The sequence below is a fragment of the Pontibacillus sp. ALD_SL1 genome (assembly GCF_017355605.1).
Genome location: NZ_CP062974.1, coordinates 2,492,311 through 2,515,887, shown reverse-complemented (window position 1 = coordinate 2,515,887; position 23,577 = coordinate 2,492,311). Strand labels below are relative to the sequence as shown.

27 protein-coding genes and 1 tRNA gene are annotated in these 23,577 nt (G+C 38.5%); 21 read left to right on the top strand and 7 right to left on the bottom strand.

Annotated elements, in window-relative coordinates:
* The first annotated feature begins 228 nt into the window (after positions 1-228).
* The 6 genes from IMZ31_RS12810 to IMZ31_RS12785 all read left to right on the top strand — a co-directional run bounded on the left by IMZ31_RS12810 (position 229) and on the right by IMZ31_RS12785 (position 5,679).
* Positions 229-1,203 carry a PstS family phosphate ABC transporter substrate-binding protein gene (locus IMZ31_RS12810; RefSeq protein WP_207527732.1) on the top strand — a complete coding sequence of 325 codons (975 nt, stop codon included), beginning with the start codon at positions 229-231 and terminating at the stop codon, positions 1,201-1,203.
* Between the two features lie 106 nt (positions 1,204-1,309).
* On the top strand, positions 1,310-2,254 hold the full coding sequence (gene pstC / locus IMZ31_RS12805; RefSeq protein WP_207527731.1) for a phosphate ABC transporter permease subunit PstC: 945 nt from the start codon (positions 1,310-1,312) through the stop codon (positions 2,252-2,254).
* A 1-nt stretch (position 2,255) separates the two neighbouring features.
* Positions 2,256-3,134 (top strand): phosphate ABC transporter permease PstA, encoded by an 879-nt coding sequence (pstA, locus tag IMZ31_RS12800; protein ID WP_207527730.1) that lies wholly within the window; start codon positions 2,256-2,258, stop codon positions 3,132-3,134.
* Positions 3,135-3,177: 43 nt separating this feature from the next.
* Positions 3,178-3,945, top strand: a complete 768-nt coding sequence (gene pstB, locus IMZ31_RS12795; RefSeq protein WP_207527729.1) for a phosphate ABC transporter ATP-binding protein PstB — start codon at positions 3,178-3,180, stop codon at positions 3,943-3,945.
* Between the two features lie 39 nt (positions 3,946-3,984).
* Complete coding sequence (gene phoU, locus IMZ31_RS12790; protein ID WP_207527728.1) at positions 3,985-4,641, top strand: phosphate signaling complex protein PhoU; 657 nt, start codon at positions 3,985-3,987, stop codon at positions 4,639-4,641.
* A gap of 246 nt (positions 4,642-4,887) precedes the next feature.
* A complete protein-coding gene (locus IMZ31_RS12785) occupies positions 4,888-5,679 on the top strand; it encodes a DUF817 domain-containing protein (protein WP_207527727.1) in 792 nt (263 codons plus the stop codon).
* Between the two features lie 170 nt (positions 5,680-5,849).
* Here the strand turns inward: IMZ31_RS12785 and IMZ31_RS24470 are convergent, their stop codons facing one another.
* Positions 5,850-6,338 carry an endolytic transglycosylase MltG gene (locus tag IMZ31_RS24470; protein WP_242705560.1) on the bottom strand — a complete coding sequence of 163 codons (489 nt, stop codon included), beginning with the start codon at positions 6,336-6,338 and terminating at the stop codon, positions 5,850-5,852.
* On the bottom strand, positions 6,335-6,724 hold the full coding sequence (locus tag IMZ31_RS12775; protein WP_207527726.1) for a hypothetical protein: 390 nt from the start codon (positions 6,722-6,724) through the stop codon (positions 6,335-6,337). Before IMZ31_RS12775 ends, IMZ31_RS24470 begins: the two co-directional genes overlap by 4 nt.
* Positions 6,725-6,977: 253 nt before the next feature.
* On the opposite strand from IMZ31_RS12775, the gene rpmG reads away from it, so the two are divergent.
* From rpmG to IMZ31_RS12750, 5 genes are all read left to right on the top strand, one after another.
* On the top strand, positions 6,978-7,127 hold the full coding sequence (rpmG, locus tag IMZ31_RS12770; RefSeq protein ID WP_036782142.1) for a 50S ribosomal protein L33: 150 nt from the start codon (positions 6,978-6,980) through the stop codon (positions 7,125-7,127).
* 90 nt (positions 7,128-7,217) lie between these two features.
* The gene (locus tag IMZ31_RS12765) at positions 7,218-7,778 is read left to right on the top strand and encodes a 5-formyltetrahydrofolate cyclo-ligase (RefSeq protein ID WP_207527725.1); all 561 of its coding nucleotides are present in this window, start codon (positions 7,218-7,220) and stop codon (positions 7,776-7,778) included.
* A gap of 128 nt (positions 7,779-7,906) precedes the next feature.
* Positions 7,907-8,869 carry an L-lactate dehydrogenase gene (locus tag IMZ31_RS12760; RefSeq protein ID WP_207527724.1) on the top strand — a complete coding sequence of 321 codons (963 nt, stop codon included), beginning with the start codon at positions 7,907-7,909 and terminating at the stop codon, positions 8,867-8,869.
* A 53-nt stretch (positions 8,870-8,922) separates the two neighbouring features.
* Positions 8,923-9,111 carry a hypothetical protein gene (locus IMZ31_RS12755; protein WP_207527723.1) on the top strand — a complete coding sequence of 63 codons (189 nt, stop codon included), beginning with the start codon at positions 8,923-8,925 and terminating at the stop codon, positions 9,109-9,111.
* Positions 9,112-9,207: 96 nt separating this feature from the next.
* Entirely contained in the window at positions 9,208-10,743 is a 1,536-nt protein-coding gene (locus IMZ31_RS12750) for a rhomboid family intramembrane serine protease (protein WP_207527722.1), read from the top strand.
* Here IMZ31_RS12750 and IMZ31_RS12745 read toward each other — a convergent pair.
* Positions 10,707-11,594, bottom strand: coding sequence for a hypothetical protein (locus IMZ31_RS12745; RefSeq protein ID WP_207527721.1), 888 nt, complete (start codon positions 11,592-11,594; stop codon positions 10,707-10,709). The genes IMZ31_RS12750 and IMZ31_RS12745 overlap by 37 nt on opposite strands.
* Before the next feature lie 91 nt (positions 11,595-11,685).
* Here IMZ31_RS12745 and IMZ31_RS12740 point away from each other — a divergent pair, with 91 nt between their 5' ends.
* The 8 genes from IMZ31_RS12740 (at position 11,686) to fetB (ending at position 20,641) form a co-directional block, all read left to right on the top strand.
* Positions 11,686-12,729 (top strand): M42 family metallopeptidase, encoded by a 1,044-nt coding sequence (locus IMZ31_RS12740; protein ID WP_207527720.1) that lies wholly within the window; start codon positions 11,686-11,688, stop codon positions 12,727-12,729.
* Between the two features lie 67 nt (positions 12,730-12,796).
* Complete coding sequence (locus IMZ31_RS12735; protein WP_207527719.1) at positions 12,797-14,251, top strand: spore germination protein; 1,455 nt, start codon at positions 12,797-12,799, stop codon at positions 14,249-14,251.
* A gap of 89 nt (positions 14,252-14,340) precedes the next feature.
* The gene (locus IMZ31_RS12730; RefSeq protein ID WP_036782128.1) at positions 14,341-14,550 is read left to right on the top strand and encodes a YqgQ family protein; all 210 of its coding nucleotides are present in this window, start codon (positions 14,341-14,343) and stop codon (positions 14,548-14,550) included.
* Between the two features lie 5 nt (positions 14,551-14,555).
* Positions 14,556-15,515: an ROK family glucokinase gene (locus IMZ31_RS12725; RefSeq protein ID WP_207527718.1), complete on the top strand. Its 960-nt coding sequence runs from the start codon at positions 14,556-14,558 to the stop codon at positions 15,513-15,515.
* Between the two features lie 330 nt (positions 15,516-15,845).
* Positions 15,846-17,708 (top strand): LTA synthase family protein, encoded by a 1,863-nt coding sequence (locus IMZ31_RS12720; protein ID WP_207527717.1) that lies wholly within the window; start codon positions 15,846-15,848, stop codon positions 17,706-17,708.
* 258 nt (positions 17,709-17,966) lie between these two features.
* Positions 17,967-18,854, top strand: a complete 888-nt coding sequence (locus IMZ31_RS12715; RefSeq protein WP_207527716.1) for a M14 family metallopeptidase — start codon at positions 17,967-17,969, stop codon at positions 18,852-18,854.
* A gap of 231 nt (positions 18,855-19,085) precedes the next feature.
* Positions 19,086-19,838 carry an ABC transporter ATP-binding protein gene (locus tag IMZ31_RS12710; RefSeq protein WP_207527715.1) on the top strand — a complete coding sequence of 251 codons (753 nt, stop codon included), beginning with the start codon at positions 19,086-19,088 and terminating at the stop codon, positions 19,836-19,838.
* A gap of 29 nt (positions 19,839-19,867) precedes the next feature.
* On the top strand, positions 19,868-20,641 hold the full coding sequence (gene fetB, locus IMZ31_RS12705) for an ABC transporter permease (RefSeq protein WP_207527714.1): 774 nt from the start codon (positions 19,868-19,870) through the stop codon (positions 20,639-20,641).
* Positions 20,642-20,687: 46 nt separating this feature from the next.
* Here fetB and IMZ31_RS12700 read toward each other — a convergent pair whose 3' ends face one another.
* A complete protein-coding gene (locus IMZ31_RS12700) occupies positions 20,688-20,870 on the bottom strand; it encodes a DUF2759 domain-containing protein (RefSeq protein WP_036782120.1) in 183 nt (60 codons plus the stop codon).
* 165 nt (positions 20,871-21,035) lie between these two features.
* Between IMZ31_RS12700 and IMZ31_RS12695 the strand changes: the two genes are divergently transcribed.
* Positions 21,036-21,659: an MBL fold metallo-hydrolase gene (locus IMZ31_RS12695; RefSeq protein ID WP_207527713.1), complete on the top strand. Its 624-nt coding sequence runs from the start codon at positions 21,036-21,038 to the stop codon at positions 21,657-21,659.
* Positions 21,660-21,695: 36 nt separating this feature from the next.
* Here IMZ31_RS12695 and IMZ31_RS12690 read toward each other — a convergent pair whose 3' ends face one another.
* A complete protein-coding gene (locus tag IMZ31_RS12690; RefSeq protein WP_036782116.1) occupies positions 21,696-21,938 on the bottom strand; it encodes a DUF2626 domain-containing protein in 243 nt (80 codons plus the stop codon).
* Positions 21,939-22,030: 92 nt separating this feature from the next.
* Positions 22,031-22,720 (bottom strand): helix-turn-helix transcriptional regulator, encoded by a 690-nt coding sequence (locus IMZ31_RS12685; protein ID WP_207527712.1) that lies wholly within the window; start codon positions 22,718-22,720, stop codon positions 22,031-22,033.
* A 193-nt stretch (positions 22,721-22,913) separates the two neighbouring features.
* Here IMZ31_RS12685 and IMZ31_RS12680 point away from each other — a divergent pair, with 193 nt between their 5' ends.
* The gene (locus IMZ31_RS12680; protein ID WP_188651557.1) at positions 22,914-23,300 is read left to right on the top strand and encodes a Spx/MgsR family RNA polymerase-binding regulatory protein; all 387 of its coding nucleotides are present in this window, start codon (positions 22,914-22,916) and stop codon (positions 23,298-23,300) included.
* Positions 23,301-23,341: 41 nt separating this feature from the next.
* Here the strand turns inward: IMZ31_RS12680 and IMZ31_RS12675 are convergent.
* Positions 23,342-23,413, bottom strand: a tRNA-Gln gene (locus tag IMZ31_RS12675).
* Positions 23,414-23,577: the final 164 nt, after the last annotated feature.

Genomic DNA, 23,577 nt, shown 5'->3' with positions numbered 1-23,577 from the left:
GCAAATGCATAACCCTCTCTTTTTTTGTAGAAACTAAATGAAACTTCAAGCGGTGAAATACTGATGTGCCAGGAGGTTAGGGATTTTTTTATACATCGAATTGATCAATTTACACAACCTTAACATTTCGTTCATATGCCGTTAAAACTCTATCTGTAATATAAGCATTGTGAGTTGATCAAGCCCACTTGAACAACAAAATTCAACATTATTTAGGGGGAAAAACAAATGAAAAGTTTCAAGCATTTAGCACTTATCTTCACTCTTATCCTTGCTCTTGGAGCTCTTGCAGCTTGCGGAAGTAGTGAAGGTGAAGATACACAATCTGAAACAGACGGTGAAGAAGCACTTTCCGGTGATGTGAAAGTTGCAGGCTCTTCTACTGTTTACCCTATGGCCCTTTACGTTCAAGAGCGTTACGCTTCTAAAGAACAAGACGTTAACGTAACACTACAATCTATCGGTTCTGGTGGCGGATTTGAAAAAGCAACTAAAGGTGAGATCGACCTATCTAACGCTTCTCGTCCGATTAAAGAAGAAGAAAAGAAAAAAGCTGAAGAAAACGATATTAACTTACATGAACTTACACTTGCATACGATGGTCTTACTGTAGCGGTAAGTTCTGAGAATGACTTTGTTGAAAACTTAACTGTTGAACAACTTAGAAAGATCTTCCTAGATAGCTCTGATGCAAAGAAATGGTCTGACATTAATCCAGAATGGCCAGAAGAAACAATCAAGATCTTCGCACCTGGTCACCAGTCAGGGACATTCGATTACTTCAACGAAGTAATTCTTGAAGATAATGCAATGCGTGAAGATGGAGATGTACAAACATCTGAAGATGACAACACACTTGTTCGCGGTATCAAAAACAGTGAGTATGCGATCGGATTCTTTGGTTATGCATACTATCTTCAAAACGAAGATTCTCTAAAAGCTTTAGGAATCCAAAATGGTGAAGACGCTGAGCCAGTTAAACCAACTTCTGATTCAATCCAAAGCGGAGAATATGAGCCACTTTCTCGTCCACTATTCACATACGTTGTTGAAAGTGCTCTAGAAAAGCCTCAAGTTTACGATTACACAATGTACATGCTTGAAAACGCAGGAGACGCTGCAAAAGAAGTAGGATATGTTGCTCTTCCAGAAGAAAAATATCAAGAGCAAATTGATAAAGTAAAAGAACTAGCTGGTAAATAAAGCATTAGCAAACTTCTTGGATAATTGGTTCTATGTAAGGTGAGGGGACGGGTTGAAAGATGTTCCCCTCACTTTGCTATGTTCCAGATGAAAGGGGATTTCATAAATGGTTTCATCTAAAAATAAACAGGATGGGCTCTCGGTAAGTGAGAGGATTGAGAAAAATAAACAATCGAATAGCTCAACCGCGTTTGTAGAAAAATTAGTACCTAAACTTTTATTGATGTGTGCCACGCTTTCGGTACTTGTAACAATAGGAATATTATATACGCTATTATCTGAAACATTTACTTTCTTTAGTGAGGTAAGTGTTATTGAATTCTTTACATCTACTCACTGGAATCCATGGCGTGATTCATACGGCATTTTATCTTTAATTAGTGGAACGTTGCTAATTACCGTGACTGCTATGATCATTGCAATTCCACTGGGAGTAGCTTCAGCTATATTCTTGAGTGAATATGCATCTGATAAAGTTAGAAGGTTTCTTAAGCCTATTCTAGAAGTACTTGCTGGAATTCCAACAGTAGTTTATGGTTTCTTTGCTTTAACCTTTGTAACGCCTATGTTGGAAAAAATTATTCCAGGTTTATCTTTCTTTAACGCACTAAGTGCAGGAATTGTTGTCGGTATCATGATTGTTCCAATGGTAGCTTCCTTAACCGAGGATGCGATGGGAGCTGTTCCAAATGTATTACGTGAAGGGGCAATGGCCCTGGGGGCAACTAGACTTGAAACAACAATAAAAGTTGTTATACCAGCAGCATTGTCTGGTATTATCGCCTCTTTCGCTCTTGCGATTTCCCGTGCGATTGGGGAAACCATGATTGTTGCCATTGCGGCAGGTGCTACTCCGAAATTCTCATTTGATCCGACCCAATCGATTCAAACGATGACGGGGTACATTGTTCAGGTCTCCACAGGAGATGTTTCCTATGGTTCAACGATCTATTACAGCATTTACGCAGTAGGGACAACTCTATTCGTATTCACGTTAATCATGAACCTTCTTGCACAATATATTAGTCGAAGATTTAGAGAGGAGTACTAATATGGCTTTGATAAATAAAGATACAGTGTCTAATAAAATGAGTGGTCGTATCTTAAAGAACAAGATTGCAAAAGTGATCTTTTTCATCGCTACGATTATTGGTTTATTATTCTTAGGCGCTCTAGCATATCGGATATTGACTCAAGGACTCGGTAGCTTAGATATGGATTTCTTAACGGGATTCACTTCGCAAAGTCCAGACCGCGCTGGTATTAAAGCGGGTGTTATTGGATCTCTTTGGCTTATGTCTGTTACAGCGCCCGTGACGTTAATTATCGGTGTAGCCACTGCAATTTATTTGGAGGAATACGCTAAACGAGGGAAATTTACACGTTTCATCCAAATCAACTTGCAAAACCTTGCCGGTGTACCATCAATTGTGTTCGGTTTATTAGGTCTTACTATTTTCGTTTATATTTTCAAAACAGGTGAAATTGTTCTAGCCGGTGGTCTTACATTAGGCCTTCTAGTACTTCCGGTTATTGTAGTAGCCGCACAAGAATCAATCCGTTCTGTTCCGAATGACTTGCGTGAAGCATCATATGGAATGGGGGCTACGAAGTGGCAAACGGTAAGAAGAATTGTTCTTCCTGCAGCGATTCCTGGTATTTTAACTGGAGGTATCTTAGCGCTATCACGTGCTATTGGTGAAACAGCTCCGTTATTACTTGTAGGAGCAGCAACAGCAATCTTCACACTTCCAAGCGGAATTTTTGATCCTTATACAGCGATGCCAATTCAAATTTATAGTTGGACAAAAGCACCACAGCCTGAATTTGAATATGTGGCATCAGCAGGAATTATTGTTCTACTTGTGATATTATTACTACTAAACTCAATTGCTGTATTTATTCGAAATAAATTCTCGAAACGTTTATAAACCTTTATAGAGTCAACGGATTATTGAAGGAGGATTTGTCATTATGGCAGATACAAAAAGTTCAGTATTTAATGTGAAAGACTTAAACTTATGGTACGGGGACAACCAAGCCCTTTATGATATAAATATGGATATTAAAGAAAATGACGTTACGGCTATTATCGGACCTTCTGGTTGTGGTAAATCCACATACGTTAAAACGCTAAACCGTATGGTGGAAACAGTTCCTGTCGTGAAAACCTCAGGTGAAATTGAATACCGGGGTAAGAATATCTTTGAAAAAAACTATTTAGTTGAAGACTTACGTACAAAAGTAGGAATGGTTTTCCAGAAGCCTAATCCATTCCCTAAATCGATTTATGAAAACATTGTATACGGACCAAAAATTCATGGAATTAAAGATAAAAAGACGTTAGACCAAATCGTTGAAAAAAGTTTAAAAGGTGCGGCACTTTGGGATGAGGTTAAAGACCGTCTTCATGAAAATGCGTATGGATTATCTGGCGGACAGCAGCAGCGTGTATGTATTGCTCGTTGTCTAGCTATTGAACCAGATGTCATTCTTATGGACGAACCTACATCTGCCCTTGACCCAATTTCTACACTAAAAGTAGAAGAGTTAATTCAAGAGCTGAAGAAGGACTATAGTATTGTCATTGTTACACACAACATGCAACAAGCGGCTCGTATTTCTGATAAAACGGCTTTCTTCTTAAGCGGAGAACTTGTAGAATATACAGATACAAACACGTTATTCTCTAATCCAACTGATAAGCGTACAGAAGATTATATTACAGGTCGATTCGGTTAAGACAAGGTTTTATTTCAGGGATGGAAAGGGGTATTGGGTATGATTAGAGGTCAGTTTCATGAAGATATGGATCAGCTGAAATTTAGTATAAAGAAACTAGCTGTAGAAACGGTTAATGCGTTTGAAGAAGCTTTAGATGCTTTATACACTCAAGATATCGATAAAGCGAAGAAGATTATCGAACAAGATGATCAACTTGATCGAAAAGAACTTGAAATTAATGAGCAGGCCATTTTATTAATTGCGAAACAGCAACCTGTCGCAACGGACCTTCGCAGAATGATTGTGGCAATCAAGATTTCAGCTGATCTTGAGCGTATGGCGGATCATGCAGTAAACGTTAGTAAAAGTGCAATCCACTTGGGAGAGGCACACGATATTTCTATTCCTCCTGCTTTACGTGAGATGTTTGGCGTAGCTAAGGAAATGGTCGATACGGCTACAAAAGCTTTTGAGAGCGAAGATATTTCACTAGCTAGACTATTAGCTGAGATGGATGATAAAGTGGATGAAATGTACGGACAAATTACACGTGAAATGCTAGAACTAACAGCTACAAATCCACAAAAGATCCAGCATATTATGCAAATGGCGTATGTAGCACGATATATTGAACGCTTTGCTGACCATATTACGAATATTGGGGAGTATATTTTCTATCTGGTCAAAGGACAAACGTTCGATTTAAATGAATAAGATGATAAAGAGGCGGAATCAAATGAGATTCCGCCTCTTTTTTGTTCAAAGCGATGTGGTTGTGTGAGGCTCGCTATATGAGTCAAGATTTAGTAAATGAATAAGAAATGTAATTGATTCACAACTATTATTTATTGTAAAACAATAAATATAAACATATAATTAGGTGAGCAAGAGGCGTACTTTAAACCAATGGCAGTTTGTTACTCTTGCTTCTTCATTTATTAAATCGTTGGAGGACAAAATATGAGAGTTCTAAACCAATTCTTTCGCTTTGGGTGGGAACAAGCTTTATCTTGTTTGTTCCCTGTCGTTATTTTTGCTTCTTTGGCAATCACACAAGTCGTGTCGCTACCCTTCTTGCCAAGGTATGACTGGCTACTTATTATATTCCTTTTAATGCAGTGGTGGATGATCCGTTCTGGCCTTGAAACAGTAGATGAATTAAAGGTGATTACATTATTTCACCTTATAGGTCTAGCGCTGGAACTATTTAAAGTGCATATGGGTTCTTGGGCTTATCCAGAAGAGGGATATTCTAAGGTCCTGGGCGTACCCCTTTATAGTGGTTTTATGTATGCAAGTGTAGCCAGTTATTTATGTCAGGCGTGGAGGAGATTAAGCGTTAATTTAGTTAAGTGGCCACCAATGTGGCTGGTTGTACCTCTTGCAGCTGCGATTTACTTGAATTTCTTCACGCACCATTATTGGATTGATTTCCGCTGGTGGTTATCTGGTCTTGTGATCATAATATTTTGGAAATCATGGGTTACATACGCTATTAATGGAAGCCGATTCAGAATGCCTATCGTATTTTCCTTTATACTGATTGGTTTTTTTATTTGGATAGCTGAGAATATCGCAACATTCTTCGGTGCCTGGGAGTACCCTAATCAAACAGAAGCATGGAGTCTGGTCCATCTAGGTAAAGTGAGTTCGTGGCTATTGCTAGTGATCGTAAGTTTTCTTATAGTAGCTAGTCTAAAGCAGGTGAAAGGGAAAAGCTCGACTAAGGTAAGTACCAGCCAAGTTCTCTAAAATCACATAGAACGGGAAGCTTCCGTTTGCGTTAATAAAGAGTAACTGGGGCTAGACTCACCTTAGTCTTCATAAAAGCTGACGGAGATGTTCACTATATATTGATTTACTACACTCAAACAAAAAAGAGCATTAAATTGCCATGCAATTCAATGCTCAATGCAGCGCCGTTAGCGAGTGATAATTTTTGCAATTTCTAAGAATGACATTTGATCAACAACGGTATACTCACCGATCTGTATGTAACGGCTAAATTCATTTTCCGTTAAGTATTGTCTAAATGCTTCCGCATCCTTAATGATATTATTTTCTGCTAATGCCTGACTAATATCCTCAGGAACCATGCCTTCTTGAATAGACAATTTGTAAGCTTTCACATTGGCTGGTTCGGATGTGGTATTTTGGGTTGCTTCTTTCTCAGTTTCTTGTTCTTTTTGTGTGTTTGAATTCGTTTCTTCTCCAGAGGAAGCTTCGTTTAATTTGGTCCATTTATTCTCCGTTACAACCACATATCCTTTTTCTTCTAACAAGGCTTTTGCTTCACCTTTTGATGGATCTGTCGCTTTCGCTTCATTTACATCCTGTTGGGAATAGGCGAATGCAAGTAAAGAAGTAGCTGTTAAAAGTCCAAGCGCAAAGGCTCTAAGTGTGTGTTTCATGAATTCACACCTCGCTGTTTCTCACTTGAATACTGACGTAACGTAACGAAAATATCTTGTTCCTTCATAGACGTCTTCTCAGCGATTTGTTTTGTTGTAAAGCCTTCTTGGTAGAGATCTAGTACTCTAGTTCCCATTGAACTTTCCTCAGACTCACTAGAAGGTTTAGAAGTAGACTCTTTATATAATGGTCCTGGTCCTTCTTCGATAAGAAGCTCTTCTTCAAGAACCTTCATTTTCTTCTTTAGTTGGTAGGTTTCCTGGATTGTATTTAAGGAAATCTCTTCTATTTGCTCTTCTAAATCTTGTATTCGACTCTTCGTAAAGAAAGAGAGGATGTAAAGAACAAGTGCTACCGAAAATAACGTTAAAAACATGTAAATCATTTCTTCACCTCATTTCATTTCAATATTAGTTATATCATACAAAAACACTACAGAAAACCGACCTTATACTCGTTTTACAATGATTTTAGATTCTTTTTATCTCCAAAGGCAATAGATAAAAAAATGGACTCTAATCGAATAAAAGAGTAAAACAACCTTGAAAGAATAAGGATGATTTGATACTATTAATAAGTCTGATAAAGTATGTAAATACATTAAACAGAGTAAAGAATGGTATTTGGAGGGATAAACGATGCGTGTAAACATTACACTTGCTTGCACTGAAACTGGTGACCGCAACTATATTAGCACAAAAAACAAGCGTACAAACCCTGAACGCTTAGAATTAAAGAAATATTGCCCACGTTTGAAGAAACACACTCTTCATCGTGAAACGAAGTAAACAGTAGGATTAGCTCCTACTGTTTTTTTTATCGTTTTTTATTGATAGTGTGTACTGTTAATGTTCTGAATTAACGAAAGAGGTGTAAAGATGAAGACAAAGCTAGAATTACGTACATATGGAAAAGAAGTATTAAAGAAAATGAGCGAGGAAGAGAAAAAGCAAAAGGAGCAAGAAATCTATTTGGCTCTCTTAAACAGTCGATTATGGGAAGAGGCTTCTACAGTTGGCTGTACCATTGCTCAAGCACATGAGGTTGAGACAGCACCTATTATTGAGTTGGCTTGGCAAGAAGGGAAAAAGGTGGTCGTTCCAAAGTGTACACCGAAAGAAAGTCACTTAGATTTTCACGAGCTTACTTCATTCGATCAATTAGAGACGGTCTACTTTGGTTTACAAGAACCTGTCCCCACTTTATGTCCAGTCTATGAACCTAACTCCATCGATCTTATGCTTGTCCCAGGACTCATCTTTGATTTAAATGGATATCGCATTGGCTATGGAGGAGGTTATTATGATCGCTACCTGGCTACATATGCGAATCAAACAGTAGCTTTAGCAACAGAGAATCAACTAGTAGAAAGTGTACCATTCGAGGAATATGATGTTCCTGTACACCATATTGTTACTGAAAAAGGATTTCGTTTATAAAGAATTAGAAGTTTTGTAACAATATTTTAACAATGAAAGCGCTATCTATAGTTTCTGGAGTTTTTACAGTATTGTACAATGTAAATAGGGAAAAGGAAAAGATTTCATTAGAAGAAGGGATGATGGAGATGGAAAGAGTTAATCGTATTGCGTTAATTGGAACAGGATTTGTAGGATCAAGTTATGCTTTTGCTCTATTGAACCAGGGTGTGGGGGACGAGCTCGTCTTAATTGATGTGAATAAAGAAAAATCAGAAGGCGATGCGATGGACCTGAATCATGGTCTGGCTTTTGCTCCATCCTATACGAAGATCTGGTATGGCGATTATAGTGACTGTGCTTCTGCTGACCTTGTCGTTATTACAGCAGGCGCCAACCAAAAGCCTGGAGAGACAAGGCTAGATCTTGTGGAGAAAAACTCTGCTATCTTCAAATCAATCGTAGACCAAGTAATGGGGTCAGGATTTGACGGAATCTTCCTCGTGGCAACAAACCCAGTTGATATTTTAACCTATATGACCTGGAAGTTCTCTGGCTTACCTAAACATCGAGTGATTGGGTCTGGAACGATTTTAGATACAGCTCGTCTTCGTTATTCTTTAGGAGAATACTTTAACGTTGATTCGCGTAATGTTCATGCTTACATAATGGGAGAACATGGAGACTCTGAACTTCCAGCATGGAGTCATGCAAACATTGGTGGACGCTCTGTTTATGACCGAATTAAGGATAATCCAGAGAAATATAGTGAACGTGACTTAGGTCCATTATTTGAAGGGGTTCGAGATGCAGCTTACCATATTATACAACGAAAAGGTGCTACCTATTATGGCATTGCGATGGGACTTGTAAGGCTAACGAAAGCTATTCTTCATAATGAAAATTCAATACTGACAGTATCAGCCTACTTGAGCGGTGAATATGATGAGAAAGACGTTTATATTGGTGTTCCTGCTATTGTAAATCGCTCTGGAGTGAGAGAAATTCTTGAGATTGAATTAGATGAATTAGAAGAAGCTCAATTTGCGAATTCTGCAAAGGTATTACGAGAGACGTTAAACCCAGTTCTTGAGAAATATAACGAAGAATAAAATTCTCGTGCATTCACATACTAAGCCTATCAATTAGGGATAGGTGGGTTAAGATGAGAGTGATCATGTGGTTATTCTTCTTAATAGTTGGAGCATATGCGTTGAACCGATATAAATATCGCATATTAAATGGCTTATTAGCGTATGATTTATTAAGAAAAGTTGTCGTTCGTGTGAGCATGCGGATGCCTTATCTAAGAGAAAAGATCTTACCACAAGTCTTAGGACGGTCAATCCTTTAAAAAAACGTTCAGTCGTAGTTACGACTGAACGTTTTTTAGTATCTTTTTTCACGAATGGCCGTGGATTTGGTAAGATGAAGGAAAGGGGAGAGGCTCATGTATTTAGAGGATATTTATTACTTTTGGAAAATGACTTTCAACTTCATATCTAGTCATGATTTTGAAGTGATCCATATTGACCGAGAACGTCGAGAAGTGTGGCTTGAGAAGAATAAAGGGAAGAGTACAGATATTATTCGACTTAAGCAACAAACATTTGACTGGTCAAACCACCTACAACGTGACCAGGATGTAGTGGCTGAAAAAGTTAAACATCTAACGAAAACACTAATGGGGCGAGAAGTTAACGTACATTCGATCTATATTTCTCAATTTCCGCCTGTTGACGATTGGGAAAGAGACCCTGTACATATAAAAGCAAAAAAAACTGTTCGCATGTATACGTATTTCGTCTTGCAGCGGGAGAGAGAGCAGAGTTTAGAAGATGTTTATGAATCCTTAAATATCCAAGAGGATCCTTTCCCTCCTGAAGGTGAAGAAGAGATGGAGGGACAGGTGCCAAACCTAAGAAGGGCTGTTGACCAAGCCATTGAAGCTAACATTAAGAACCAGCAGGCTGTTTTGAGTCATGGCAAACCGATCCTCACGTACCTCTTTATTGCAATGAACATTTTGATGTTTGTTGTATTAGAGTTAAATGGTGGGAGTCAAGATACAAGTACCCTCATTGAATATGGTGCTAAATTCAACCCACTTATTGTAGAAGGGGAATGGTGGCGTATAGTTAGTTCCATGTTTCTCCATATCGGGATCGCTCATATCTTGCTAAATATGCTAGCTCTTTATTACCTGGGGAATGCCGTTGAAAGAATGTTTGGCAGTGTCCGCTTTTTTGCGATTTACTTTGTAAGTGGTATTATTGGTGGACTTGCAAGCTTCGCCCTTTCTCAAAACGTTGCAGCTGGTGCTTCTGGGGCCATTTATGGTCTCTTTGGAGCCCTTTTGTTCTTTGGATTGATTTATAAGAAATTATTCTTTAGAACGATGGGAAGTAGTATTATTGGGATATTGATTATTAACATCGTATTTAGCTTCGCGATCCCTCAAGTTGATATAGGAGCACACTTAGGTGGTTTAGTTGGGGGCTTTTTAGCCTCTTCGTTTGTGCACTTTCCTAAAAAGCGAAATGTGCTCTCACAAGCAGCGAGCTTTGTAGCTGTTTTAGCGGTTGGTGGGTCCCTCGTATGGTATGGTATTGGTGGAAACGAGGATTTCAATCCTCACACCCAAACGGTGCTCGCTTCGTATTATCAGGAAACAGGCCAATTTGATCTTGCGTTTGATGTAGCTAATCAAGCCATAAAGGAACACAACAGCGTCAATAGTGTTCTATACTTCATTCGCTCTTATGGATACATCCAACAAAATCAAGTGAAACAAGCTATTACAGATTTAAAGCGTTCAATAGAATTAAACCCAGACAATGAGTCAGCTCATTATAACCTTGGAGTCCTTTATGCCAGGCAAGGGGAAAAAGACCTTGCAATCGATGCTGTTCAGAAAGCCTTAGAAATCAATCCTGAAGCGGAAGACTATCAGGAACTTTTGGGTGAGCTAGAAGGCTCAGGGTAATATTGTAGCAACTTTTCTTTCTTCCCGCGTGGGTTCTCATATAATACAAGTAAGTGCTTCCCGTCCTTATCAGCTAAGATAAGGGGCACATAGCTTGTTTGGTTTGTAGAATCAGATGAAGCCGTGAAATCAAGAATATAGTTTTTATAAAGTCCCTCCCATAACTGGCCGATGACTTGTTGGGTTTGTTCAATGTCTAAGCCAGGGAGGGGCTTTGTCTTGTATTCCGGTAAGGAGGTAAGTGGAATCCGTTCATATTGTTCAATTGGAATAGAGAAATGTGTAATAAGTTGGTTCCATCTATATGCTAGCTGTTGCTGAGTAGCTCGATCGAGTGTTTCTTTCCAATCCATTTGTTGCTGATTTTGCGGTTCTGTGAATGATTCGAGAGGTGTTAATGGTGAATCGGTAACATAAAGCTCACTCTGAGTCATATCTTGTATACTTTTAATACGGTCATCAGGGTAATGAATTTCTCCGTGGTGATACGTAATGGCCTGATAATGACCACTGTCTTCTCCTTGAACTTTCTCTTCTTGAAATAGATCCTGGCTCTGTTCTTTCCATTTGCCTAATACTCCTTTTAACCGTCCATCCTCATAAAGTAGTGAAATATCCTGCCGCAGGTATACGGGTTCTTTTAGTTTAGAATTTGTAGTCCAGTTAATCTCGTATTCATCTTGGTCACTTTCAGAGAGCATTTCTAAAGAGGTGCTTGTCTCTTCGAAAGAAACCGTTTCATCAAGCGGGAAGTACTTGACTACATTTTGAGCATCATTCTGAATCCATTGAAACACAACAAAAAAGCCGATTGCGTGGCTAATAAGTATAATCCATATGATTTTTTTCATTATGCAAGTCCCCTTTTCTTTTGGACATCCTGTGTCATTCATATGTATGATAGTAGATAGAAAGTTATGAAAATGAAAAGGGGAGATTGTTATGAAACATACGCAAGCGATTACGGCTATATTGGAACAACTTGTTAACATTCCTAGTCCTTCTGGATACACAGAAGCATGCATTGATCACTGTTCAACTTATTTCGAAGACCTTGAGGTGCCTGCTTATAAAACCAAAAAAGGCGCGCTTATAGCAACTTTAGAAGGAGAAGACAACACACAGCAACGATTATTAACTGCTCATGTGGACACTCTTGGTGCTATGGTTAAAGAAATAAAGTCTGACGGAACATTGAAATTGTCTATGATTGGTGGGTTCCGATGGAATAGCGTTGAAGGGGAATATTGTGAGATTCATACTGCTAGTGGAGCAACTTACTCAGGTACAATACTGATGCATCAAACATCTGTCCACGTATACAAAGATGGTGGAGATGCTAAACGAAACCAAGAGAATATTGAAGTTCGAGTTGACGCTGAAGTACATAATGCGCAAGATACGAAAGACCTTGGGGTTCAAGTGGGGGACTTTGTTTCGTTTGAACCACGCTTTCAAGTAACGGATAACGGGTTCGTAAAGTCACGTCACTTAGATGATAAAGCGAGTGTTGCAATTTTAATGCATCTTGTTAACACACTGAAGGAAGAAGGTGTGGTTCTGCCATATACAACCCACTTCTATGTCTCAAATAACGAAGAGATTGGTTACGGTGGAAATGCTAGTATCCCTGAAGAGACTGTAGAGTATTTAGCTGTTGATATGGGAGCGATTGGAGACGGGCAATCAACGACAGAATACGTCGCGTCTATTTGTGCAAAAGATTCTTCCGGTCCGTATCATTATGGACTTCGACAACACCTAGTCCAGCTTGCAGAACATAATGATATAGGGTATGAGATTGATATTTATCCTTATTACGGATCGGATGCTTCTGCGGCAATTCGTGCTGGAGCGGATGTGAAACATGGGTTAATAGGTCCAGGGATCGATGCTTCTCATGCTTTTGAAAGAACGCATGTGTCCTCGTTGGAACATACGTTTAACTTACTTTTTGCCTATGTTCAATCAGAGCTCGTAGAGTAATTGTATGTATGCTTATAAAGGTTTGTGCAAACAATGAGGTTAGACCTTTATAAAGCAGGGTGATGAAATGGAAAAGCAGCCAATGTACAATAATTATGATGATAATGTCCAATATATGAAGGATAGGCTTGGCGTTGATAAGAGTTTTGACGTCATTCAACTTGACTTAGAATATGCGGGACGACGAATGGCCCTCTTTATGATAGACGGCTTTGTAAAAGATGAGATTCTTCACTATTTAATGAAGGTCTTATCAGAACTTGAACCAGAACAATTAGAGCCAAATCCATTTGAGAAGCTACTCCGTACGCATCTTCCTTATGTAGAACTTGATCATAAAACGGATTTAAACGAAGCGGCCGATTGGGTTCTTGCTGGCCCCACTGCTCTTCTTGTAGAAGGCATAGATGACAAAATTATTATGATTGACGCTAGAACATACCCGGTACGTGGTCCGCAAGAACCTGATATCGAGCGCGTTGTTAGAGGTTCACGAGATGGTTATGTAGAGACTATTGTATTCAATACTGCTTTAACAAGAAGACGGGTGCGCGATCGCTCTTTGAGAATGGAGTACTTACAAATTGGTCGCCGCTCAAAGACGGATGTTTGTATATGTTATCTAGAAGATGTAGCAGATTTGGATAGGGTAAAACATTTAAAAGAGACCCTTCAATTGATTGATACCGATGCGCTACCGATGGCAGAAAAAACAGTAGAAGAATTTTTAAGTGGACAGCATTGGAGTCCTTACCCTACAATCCGCTATACGGAGAGGCCAGACACAGCAGCAGCCCATATTTATGAGGGACATATTCTGTTAATGATTGATGGTTCGCCTAGTGTAATGATTACTCCAGCCACGTTCTGGCATCATTTGCAACATGCTGAGGAATATAGGCAAAAGCCATCTGTAGGGGCTTATTTACGTTTTGTGCGATTTTTCGCTGTATTTGCTTCTATATTTGTATTGCCGTTGTATTACTTGTTTTCTATTGATTCTTCATTGTTGCCTGAACAACTTAAATATATAGGCCCTACTGAGCTCGGAGTTTTACCTCTAATCGCTCAATTTCTAATTGCTGAGATTGGAATTGACACACTGAGGATGGCGGCCATTCATACGCCATCGGCCTTGGCTACAGCTTTAGGATTAGTAGCAGCCATTTTAATTGGCCAAGTAGCTATTCAAGTTGGATTATTCTCAAATGAGGTTGTCCTCTACCTGGCTGCTGCAGTTATTGGTACTTATTGTACCCCGAGCTATGAACTTAGTTTAGCTAATCGTTTGACGAGGCTTGGTTTGTTATTGGTAACAGCTCTATTTGAAGTTAAGGGATTCGTAATAGGTACTACTATATGGATCTTATATTTAACGAGTTTGAATACATTTAAGACGGCCTATTTATGGCCATTTATACCATTTTCTTATCGTGCTTTTCGTGATGTTATTTTACGCTCACCTATGCCGCTTAAAAACAGACGTCCTGCCTTTTTACATCCTCAAGACCCTGATCGATAAGATTAGGGTCTTTTTATGTTCGAATATTCATAAAGGATTCATTATTTCTTTTAAAGGGCTCGCTTGCTATAATATATAATGGTGATGATATGAAATCGATTTATGATATTCAACAATTATTAATGAAATTTGGAACTGTCATTTATATTGGGGATCGAATAGCTGATTTAGAATTAATGGAGATGGAGTTACGAGAATTATACAAATCACAGTTTGTATCAGACCAAGATTTTCAAATGGCTATTCTCCTTCTTCGTCAAGAAATTTCAAAAGTTCAAAAAGCCAGAGGTGAAGGGTGAAGGACATGGAACAAAAAAACGTAATTGGAATTGATATTGGCGGTACAACCGTTAAACTAGCTTTCGTTACATATAATGGCGAGATTATTCATAAGTGGGAAATCCCTACTGTCTCAGAAGGCGGACCTGAAAAAATGGTGCAAGATATTGCTACATCAATTGCAAATGAGCAACGAAAGCTAGAACTTACTTTTGATGATTTTAGAGGGATTGGTGTAGGGGCACCTGGTTATATTAGTTTGGAAAAAGGAATCGTCTATGAAGCTGTGAACATTGGGGGCTGGAGAGATGTTCCGTTAAGTAAGATATTAGGAGAAGCTACGGGATATAATGTTCGAATTGAGAATGATGCAAACCTCGCAGCATTAGGAGAGTACTGGAAAGGCGCAGGTGATAAGGCAGATAATTTACTGGCTTATACATTAGGTACAGGAGTCGGAGGTGGCATTATAGCTAATGGTGAACTCCTTCACGGTGCAAATGGAACAGTAGCAGAACTCGGTCATATGACGGTAATAGCTGAAGGTGGACGAAACTGTAATTGTGGAAGAACGGGTTGTCTTGAAACAGAAGCATCTGCTACAGGTATTGTACGATCAGCTATTGATGGCATTGAAAAAGGTCGTTCTACTTCATTAAAATCAATTTATGATGAAACCGGCAAAGTGTCAGCGAAAGACGTATTTGAAGCAGCAGCAGAAGGGGATCAGTTAGCAGAAGATGTACTTGATCACGTAACGAATGTGCTAGGATTAGCCATCTCCAATATGGCTATAGCGATTAATCCTTCTAAGATTGTTATCGGTGGTGGTGTTTCAAAAGCAGGGGATCAGCTCATAGATCCTTTACGCACAAAATTTGACACATATACTTTACAGCGCACAGGAGCAGCGGTAGAATTCGTTATAGCTTCTCTCGGCAACGACGCTGGTGTTATTGGAGCGGCTTATTTAGCTCTTCAATGAAAAGTAGATTAAGTTTGAGGTAAGTTATGGATCCTGTAACAATTTGTTACAGGATTTTACTGTGTTTACAAAGAATTGTTAGTGTGCAAAGAAATTTTGTTATCTGTGTAGGGGTTTATAATGCATACACGTCTATTGTTTTGAATAACGTTTAAATTGTATGTAAAAAATTAGTTGAAAATAGTTGAAACTTTTATGTTATCATAACCGTCATATAGACTAGTGGTTGTTTAGAATACTTTAGAAAGTGGAAATTAGTTATATTAGTTAATATTTCGAATGAAATGTGAAGCCAACAATAGAATATTTTATAGAACGGAGGAACGGAACATGCTGCAAAGAAAGTCACTTCCATTATATTTGGTCGCTGCTTTGCTTTTTGGTGTTAAAACGTATTTTGTTTATCGTTTTATCTTTGATCTTTCCATTGAGAATTTCTTGCAGGAAATAATCTTGGCGATCAATCCATTTGCAACAGCTGTATTATTCTTTACATTTGTTGTACTGCTAAAACCAGTAAGACAAATAAAGTATACGAAGCACTTATCATTAGTTATGACGCTTATCCTGTACTTTAATGTCATTTATTATCGTTCTTTTACTGATTTCTTAACGATCCCAGTATTATTCCAAACGAATAATGTAGGAGATTTAGGCTCGAGTATTTTAGGGTTAATTTATGTAACCGATCTGTTATTATTTGTGGATGTAGCCATTGTCTACTACTTAAGTAAACGAGTAGCAGTTGAAGCTCAACCACGATTTAAAGGGATGAAATTTAGAGCAGCAGGGATCGCCATTGCTCTTGTAATGACGAACTTTGTGCTTGCAGAGATCGAACGTCCCATGTTATTTCAACGCACGTTTGACCGTGAATATTTAGTTAAAAATATTGGGGTATTTAACTATCATATCTACGATGTGGCTCTTCACTCCAAAACAAAAGCGCAGCGCGTATTAGCGGATGGAAGTGAAATGAGTGATATTCGTGAATATGTTAGTGATGAAGTGAAAAGTAATCAAGAATCTGACCTTGAAGGGATTGCAGAAGGAAAAAATGTAATCTATATATCTGCAGAATCCCTGCAAAGCTTTGTTATAAATAAGAAAATTAACGGCAAGGAAATTACGCCATTTCTGAATGATCTTATAGATGATAGTTATTATTTTGAAAACTTCTATCATCAAACAGAGCAAGGGAAAACGTCAGACTCAGAGTTCGTTGTAGAAAATTCTTTATACCCGCTAGGTCGTGGTGCCGTGTTCTTTACTCATTCTCAAAATGAGTATAATGCAGTGCCTGAGATTATTGGGGAAAATGGATATTCATCTGCTGTTTTCCATGCGAACAACAAAAGTTTCTGGAACCGCGACGTTATGTACGATTCATTAGGGTATGACCAGTTCTTTGGTGAACAAAGTTATAACCAAACCCCTGAAAATACGATTGGATGGGGCTTAAACGATAAAGCGTTCTTTAATCAGTCAGTTGATATGTTGAAAGATTTAGAAGAACCTTATTATGCTAAATTTATTACCCTAACAAACCACTTTCCGTTTGAGTTACCTGAGGAAGACCAACATATTGATAAGTATGATTCAAGTTCTAAAACTCTAAATCAATACTTCACAACAGTGCGTTATATGGACGAATCAATTGAACAGTTTTTCCAGAAGCTAAAGGATGAAGGTGAGTATGAAAACAGTGTCATCGTGATCTATGGTGACCACTATGGAATTAGTGAATATCACAACAACGCGATGGCTCAATTCCTAGGAAAAGAGATTAGACCATACGAGCACACGCAACTACAACGTGTACCTTTCTTCATTCATATACCGGGCCATGAAGGCAACGAGGTCATCTCTAAGCCTAGTGGTCAAATGGATGTAAAACCAACGATTTTAAGCATGCTTGGTATTGATTCTGGGGGAGATATTGAATTTGGTACAGATCTCTTTACGGACGATGTAGATCCATTTGTCGTATTAAGAGATGGAAGCTTTATCTCAGAAGAATATTTATATGCTAATGGCCATTGCTATGATCGAGAATCTGGTGAAAAACTAGAAGGCGATCAGTGTGAACCATTACAGAAAAAAGCTCAACAAGAGCTTGATTACTCAGACCAAATTGTCTATGGTGACCTATTCCGCTTTTACGACTTCCAAAACGGAACAGTAGCGGACTAAAAAAATCATGTATCACAAAAAGGTACTTCTGTTAGCAGTTAGCAGGAGTACCTTTTTTTATTAGCTATGACAAGTAATAACACTAATCTCTTATGAGCGAACGAGGAAGACCGGGAGTTCCACCGTGTGATAGTGAGTGTTTTCCTCGGTCCTTATTACTCTCCCCCTTAGTAAACAAAAGCATTATTCATAATGCTGGTTCATTCATGCTAGAGAATCGATCGAATAAAGTAATAGTAGAAGAAGGAGGAGTTTAAAATGGTTCAATTCCCTTTTGATTCTAAGATTTTAGAAGCTGATATTAAACGGATCGTGGATCATTACCCTACGGTTACATGCAGTACGATCGGACACTCGGTATTAGGCAAGCCGTTGTATGAATTGAAGATAGGAGAGGGACCTAATTTAATCCATTGGAATGGTTCATTTCACGCAAATGAATGGATGACAACTGCTCTTTTAATGAGTGTTGTAAAATCGTATGTGGAAGCGATTGAAGAGGATCAAAATTTTGGTTCAAAAAAAGCAAGAGATTTATATGCAAACACAACTTTGTCCCTTGTTCCGATGGTGAATCCAGACGGTGTCGACTTATTTATGCACGGACTTAATGTTACCCCTTCTAATCACAATATTTTAATGAAGATGAATGGGGTCAACAAAACGTTTGCTTCATGGAAAGCTAATATTAGAGGAGTAGACTTAAATAATCAGTTTCCTGCCAATTGGGAAGTTGAGAAAGCAAGGAAGCCACAAGCTCCATCTTTTAGGGATTACCCGGGAAAGCAACCATTAACTGAACCAGAATCTATTGCAATGGCTGAACTAACAAAACGTTGCAACTTTGATCGAGTATTAGCGTTTCATTCTCAAGGAGAGGTGATCTACTGGGGGTATCAAGGTTTGGAACCAGAACATTCATTTCATGTTGTAGAAGCCTTTTATAAAGGAAGCGGGTATGAACCTGTACGTACCATTGACAGTTATGCAGGGTTTAAGGACTGGTTTATTCAAGATTATAAGAAAGAGGGGTATACAATTGAAGTCGGCAAAGGAATTAACCCGCTACCATTGTCGACTTACCCTTATCATTATGAACGTGTAAAAGAGATTTGTGCACTCAGTTTATCGACTCCTTTGAGTTAGAATGCGACTAACTCTTATTCGTTGCTTTCCCTATGTGGGGATGTCATAATTTTAATGATATAGAGTGTGAATCCTATTGGAGTAAAGGAGGGGGGGGTACTAATTCCTTTCTTCTGACCTTATAAAGGGTCAACAAGAGGTTATACTAAAAAAATAGGCCTCAATCTTCTATTATGTTCAGCAGACGGCCTGTTTTGTATAATTTGCTCTCATCTGAAAGAGATTATTAATATGGAAACAAAGCGAGTATACAACCTGGTAAATGGAGTGGGAGGAGGAACGCTTTTGGAACACGATAAGCTGTTTACGTTTGACAATGTGAAAAGATCTCCTTTACATAGTTTGAACTTTTCAATTAAAAGAGGGGAAAATGTTATGTTATTCGGCCCTTCAGGTGCTGGGAAAAGTACACTTCTACACCTCTTTAATCGATTGAGCGATCCCGATAAAGGTAGCATTCATTACTTGGGAAAAGACCTTCAAAGCTATTCCATAACCGAGCTACGCAAAGAAGTTGGACTAGTTATGCAAGCCCCGAACCTGTTTCCTGGTACGGTACTGGATAATCTGAAATATGGACCATCTCTACATGGTGAGTGGAACAATGAAAAAGCCCAAGCATTATTAGAAGCTGTGCAACTTCCGGCAGATTATTTAGACCGATCGGTCGATCAACTCTCGGGAGGGGAGCAACAACGGGTATCATTAGCTCGTACGTTGGCCAATAATCCTTCTGTCTTGTTATTGGATGAACCGACTAGTGCATTAGATCAACACACGACAGAAGAAATAGAACAAGTGTTAGAAGGATTGGCAGTTGAACAAGGAGTTACATTAATTATGGTGACCCACCATTTAGACCAAGCTAAACGTTTAGGAACTCGTGGCATCTTTCTTTCAGAAGGAGAGATCGTTGAAGAAGGTAATTTGGCAGACCTCTTATCAAATCCGAAAACAGAGGAACTACAAGCTTTCATGACTTAAAAAGTCATAAAACAAGGAAGGGATATTCAATGTCACCAGAGATATCTAATCAATCATTACTTTTTCTAGTTGTATTTGTACTTGTCCCTTTAACATTATCCTATTACTATCAACTAGGCCTTAGCAAAGGGATTATTTGGTCTTCTATACGAGGCACAATTCAACTATTTGCTATTGGTTATTTACTTACGTATTTGTTCGATTTACCTGCTTATATTGGTATCCCTTTTATGCTCACAATAATGATTACAGTTGCTAGTTTTCACGCTAGGAAGAAAGGGAAAGGTTTGCCCTCGGTTCTTGGTATCATTTTCATAGGATTGATCGTTATTGAAGTCAGTGTTCTTGGTCTTTGGCTGGTATTCGATATGATTGAATTTACACCTAATGAGGTGATCCCCATGAGTGGTATGGTAATTGGAAACAGTATGATTGCAATGGGGTTAGCTCTTGAGAGGTTAAAAAGTGAATTCAAAGAGAATGAGGGGAGGCTCACTGCTGCTTTGTCCCTTGGGGCTGAACCAAAGCAAGCATCGCAGATCATTATACAGAGGACACTTGGCGCCTCTTTGATCCCAAATGTTGATAAGTTAAAGACAATTGGACTCGTTCAATTACCAGGTATGATGACTGGTTTAATTTTGGGAGGGGTAAGTCCGATTATGGCTATTAAATATCAACTTGTCATCTCTTTAAGTATTTTCTCCGCCGTTTCGTTAAGCGCGATATACATTACGCTTATGATGTATAAGTACTTCTATAATAATAAAATGCAGCTTAAACATATGGAATTAGACCAATAAAAAAACCCTGCAAGAAACAGGGTTTTTTCGTATTAGGTCCTTTAGCTTAATGACCTCCGCCACCAGAAGAGGTGAACTGAGAAATAATCGTCATAATGGAAAAGAATCCAAAAACCAAAGTAGAAATACCAGCAAAAGCTACAGCAAATAGATTGTTTGTTTTTAATTCGCGGAATACTGCAAGAGCACATAGAATTGTTACGACAAGCAACATAATAGCTAATACCATATTCCCTAACCCCCTTTGATCGAATCGATCGTCTTAGACGACGCGCTTGTTTAATACTATAATAGTATGTAACGTAGCTTATCTCCTCATACATTCTAAACGACTTTAACGTGTTTGTCGAGATGTTACATGCAGTTTATGAAAACTTTTTCAGGAGGAATGAACATGAACGTTGAACAGTTGCCACTAGGGCCTTTAGGTACGAATTGCTATATTATTGAACATGAAAAGAAAGCGCTTATCATAGATCCCGGGAGTGAGGGGGATAAGCTCATTCGGATGATAGAGAGACGAGAGATTTCACCGGTCGCAATATTATTAACACATGCTCATTTTGACCATATTGGAGCTCTTGATGAAGTAAGGGATCACTTTGATATTCCGGTATATCTACATAAAGAAGAAAAAGATTGGCTAGGAAAACCTGAATTAAATGGTTCAAAGTTTTTCCAAATGGCTACACCACTTATAACGGCGCGTGAAGCAGATCATGAAATTGAAGTAGGGACGATGAAGATTGATGGGTTTACATTTGATGTACGTTATACACCTGGGCATTCACCAGGGAGTGTATCGTTTGTATTTCCAAACGATTCTTTCGTCATTGCTGGAGATACGTTATTTCAGGGAGGAATTGGACGTACCGACTTGCCAGGAGGCAATCTAGGTACACTTCAACAAAGTATAGAAGAACAGCTGTTGACCCTTGATGACGATACGACGGTTTACCCGGGACACGGAGGAGCAACGAAGGTTGGTGAAGAAAAGGTTATCAACCCATTCTTATAAGCATTAAAAAAACGGCATCGTAACGATGCCGTTTTTTTAGTGTCTGAAACCTGGTTCTAATAAGAACGAAGAATAATAAGTGAAACCGATAAAGAAAATGGTTAAATAAGCGCCAAATATGTACATATACATGCGCTCTGAAAGTTTTAAATAACTCAATGTGACGAAAAAGACTGTTTGCACCAAGAACAGAACTGTAGCATCGTACATCTCACCTACATAGAACATAACCGTAAAGATTCCTGTCCAAAAACCGAGAACGCGAAACATCCGATCCATATTGAATCCCCCTCCTTTATCCCAAAGGTGACTTATCATGGTAATTATAAACGACTCTTGCTTCATTGTAAATAAATGAAATGAAACCCTTATCATAACGCAGCTTTATAAGAACAAGTGGCGCATCCTTCCATCATATTATGCACTTCCTTAAGCTGAATATTCATAAACAGAGCTCTCATCATTCCCTCTAAAAAGAACCCATGTAATGTACACACAATTTGAGGATTTTCTTTTGCTAGGTCCTTGAATGGGCAATTAGACAGTGAAAAAAAGATTGTCTCATCATGTTTAACGTATTCGAAATTCGGGAACATTCCTATGATAAATGCTGATTCTTCTAACCATTTTATTTTCTCTTCAACGGAAAAGTTTTCAGGTTTCTGATTTCCAAAACTTTGTTTGAACATGGCTTTTCCATATTTGAACCCAGTTGAATAGAGTGTTCTTTCTCCTTCCATCCCTAACTCCATAAGAGATTCCAAAGCAATCCGTGCTAGTAGGTGGTAGTCTCTGAAAGGGAATTGTAGATGAACATCTTGTTCAGATAACTGATATAAACGACTTGGTCTTCCTCCTTTACCTGTTTTCCTCGTTCTTGAAACCAATAATTGCACATCCTCAAGTTTTGACAGATGCAATCGGGCCACGTTCGGGTGGATGCTGAAGTTTTGTGCAATATCAGTAACCGAAACAGGTTGGTTAAGTTTTGTAACGTATTGATAGATCGAGTAACGTGTTGAGTCAGCCAATACATTTGTGATTTTTAACGTATGATCCATACAAATCGCCTCCAATTAGTAAGCTATCTACGTTCATTATAGAACAAAGGGCTTTAGGCTGGGGCTTAAACCATCTTTTGTAAATAAATGTACAAATTTTTTTTAAAAAATTAAGTCAAATAAGTGTACAATTGTTATACAACGGTTATACAATAGGTATAACGAAACAATAGAAAAAGGGAGAGGTTAACAAATGAGTGATTTGAAATTTTACACATACCCAAGTTGCACGTCGTGCCGTAGAACAAAAGCCTGGTTGAAAGATCAAGAAGTCCCTTTTAGTGAGCGCCATATTTTTAGAGAAACCCCTACTTACGAAGAACTTTTACAAATCTTAAGCCTAACGACAGAAGGTATAGATGAAATTCTGGCTACAAGAGGGAAAACATATAAGTCCCTTAATGTGGATGTAGAAGATTTAAGTGTTTCTGAGTTTATTTCTCTAGTCATGAATGAACCTAAATTATTACGACGTCCAATCCTGACAGATGGAAAGAAATTAGTTGTAGGATACAATGAGGACGGGTTAAAAAGTATTACAAAAGTGAAGCAAATGCCTCCACTAACGAAAATTTCATAGCAAAAAGCCGTTCCATTTACATGAAACAGCTTAAACATAGACTGGGCTAGCTGGATTCGAACCAGCGCGTAACGGTACCAAAAACCGCTGCCTTACCGCTTGGCTATAGCCCAATGACCTTACACCCATTATCATGCCACATTTTAAATTGATTATACATGAAACCCCTATTAATTTTAATAGGGGTCTTTTTGAGCTTTGGGGAATCTTTGTGTGATTGTCTTCTGGTATCCCTCATTCGTTAAGATGTTATATTCAATCTGTGTTTCATCCTGAT

Excerpts from the sequence above, each read along its gene's own strand:
- IMZ31_RS12810 (WP_207527732.1), top strand. The coding sequence starts at position 229 with ATGAAAAGTTTCAAGCATTTAGCACTTATCTTCACTCTTATCCTTGCT.
- pstC (WP_207527731.1), top strand. The coding sequence starts at position 1,310 with ATGGTTTCATCTAAAAATAAACAGGATGGGCTCTCGGTAAGTGAGAGG.
- pstA (WP_207527730.1), top strand. The coding sequence starts at position 2,256 with ATGGCTTTGATAAATAAAGATACAGTGTCTAATAAAATGAGTGGTCGT.
- pstB (WP_207527729.1), top strand. The coding sequence starts at position 3,178 with ATGGCAGATACAAAAAGTTCAGTATTTAATGTGAAAGACTTAAACTTA.
- phoU (WP_207527728.1), top strand. The coding sequence starts at position 3,985 with ATGATTAGAGGTCAGTTTCATGAAGATATGGATCAGCTGAAATTTAGT.
- IMZ31_RS12785 (WP_207527727.1), top strand. The coding sequence starts at position 4,888 with ATGAGAGTTCTAAACCAATTCTTTCGCTTTGGGTGGGAACAAGCTTTA.
- IMZ31_RS24470 (WP_242705560.1), bottom strand. The coding sequence starts at position 6,338 with ATGAAACACACACTTAGAGCCTTTGCGCTTGGACTTTTAACAGCTACT.
- IMZ31_RS12775 (WP_207527726.1), bottom strand. The coding sequence starts at position 6,724 with ATGATTTACATGTTTTTAACGTTATTTTCGGTAGCACTTGTTCTTTAC.
- rpmG (WP_036782142.1), top strand. The coding sequence starts at position 6,978 with ATGCGTGTAAACATTACACTTGCTTGCACTGAAACTGGTGACCGCAAC.
- IMZ31_RS12765 (WP_207527725.1), top strand. The coding sequence starts at position 7,218 with ATGAAGACAAAGCTAGAATTACGTACATATGGAAAAGAAGTATTAAAG.
- IMZ31_RS12760 (WP_207527724.1), top strand. The coding sequence starts at position 7,907 with ATGGAAAGAGTTAATCGTATTGCGTTAATTGGAACAGGATTTGTAGGA.
- IMZ31_RS12755 (WP_207527723.1), top strand. The coding sequence starts at position 8,923 with ATGAGAGTGATCATGTGGTTATTCTTCTTAATAGTTGGAGCATATGCG.
- IMZ31_RS12750 (WP_207527722.1), top strand. The coding sequence starts at position 9,208 with ATGTATTTAGAGGATATTTATTACTTTTGGAAAATGACTTTCAACTTC.
- IMZ31_RS12745 (WP_207527721.1), bottom strand. The coding sequence starts at position 11,594 with ATGAAAAAAATCATATGGATTATACTTATTAGCCACGCAATCGGCTTT.
- IMZ31_RS12740 (WP_207527720.1), top strand. The coding sequence starts at position 11,686 with ATGAAACATACGCAAGCGATTACGGCTATATTGGAACAACTTGTTAAC.
- IMZ31_RS12735 (WP_207527719.1), top strand. The coding sequence starts at position 12,797 with ATGGAAAAGCAGCCAATGTACAATAATTATGATGATAATGTCCAATAT.
- IMZ31_RS12730 (WP_036782128.1), top strand. The coding sequence starts at position 14,341 with ATGAAATCGATTTATGATATTCAACAATTATTAATGAAATTTGGAACT.
- IMZ31_RS12725 (WP_207527718.1), top strand. The coding sequence starts at position 14,556 with ATGGAACAAAAAAACGTAATTGGAATTGATATTGGCGGTACAACCGTT.
- IMZ31_RS12720 (WP_207527717.1), top strand. The coding sequence starts at position 15,846 with ATGCTGCAAAGAAAGTCACTTCCATTATATTTGGTCGCTGCTTTGCTT.
- IMZ31_RS12715 (WP_207527716.1), top strand. The coding sequence starts at position 17,967 with ATGGTTCAATTCCCTTTTGATTCTAAGATTTTAGAAGCTGATATTAAA.
- IMZ31_RS12710 (WP_207527715.1), top strand. The coding sequence starts at position 19,086 with ATGGAAACAAAGCGAGTATACAACCTGGTAAATGGAGTGGGAGGAGGA.
- fetB (WP_207527714.1), top strand. The coding sequence starts at position 19,868 with ATGTCACCAGAGATATCTAATCAATCATTACTTTTTCTAGTTGTATTT.
- IMZ31_RS12700 (WP_036782120.1), bottom strand. The coding sequence starts at position 20,870 with ATGGTATTAGCTATTATGTTGCTTGTCGTAACAATTCTATGTGCTCTT.
- IMZ31_RS12695 (WP_207527713.1), top strand. The coding sequence starts at position 21,036 with ATGAACGTTGAACAGTTGCCACTAGGGCCTTTAGGTACGAATTGCTAT.
- IMZ31_RS12690 (WP_036782116.1), bottom strand. The coding sequence starts at position 21,938 with ATGGATCGGATGTTTCGCGTTCTCGGTTTTTGGACAGGAATCTTTACG.
- IMZ31_RS12685 (WP_207527712.1), bottom strand. The coding sequence starts at position 22,720 with ATGGATCATACGTTAAAAATCACAAATGTATTGGCTGACTCAACACGT.
- IMZ31_RS12680 (WP_188651557.1), top strand. The coding sequence starts at position 22,914 with ATGAGTGATTTGAAATTTTACACATACCCAAGTTGCACGTCGTGCCGT.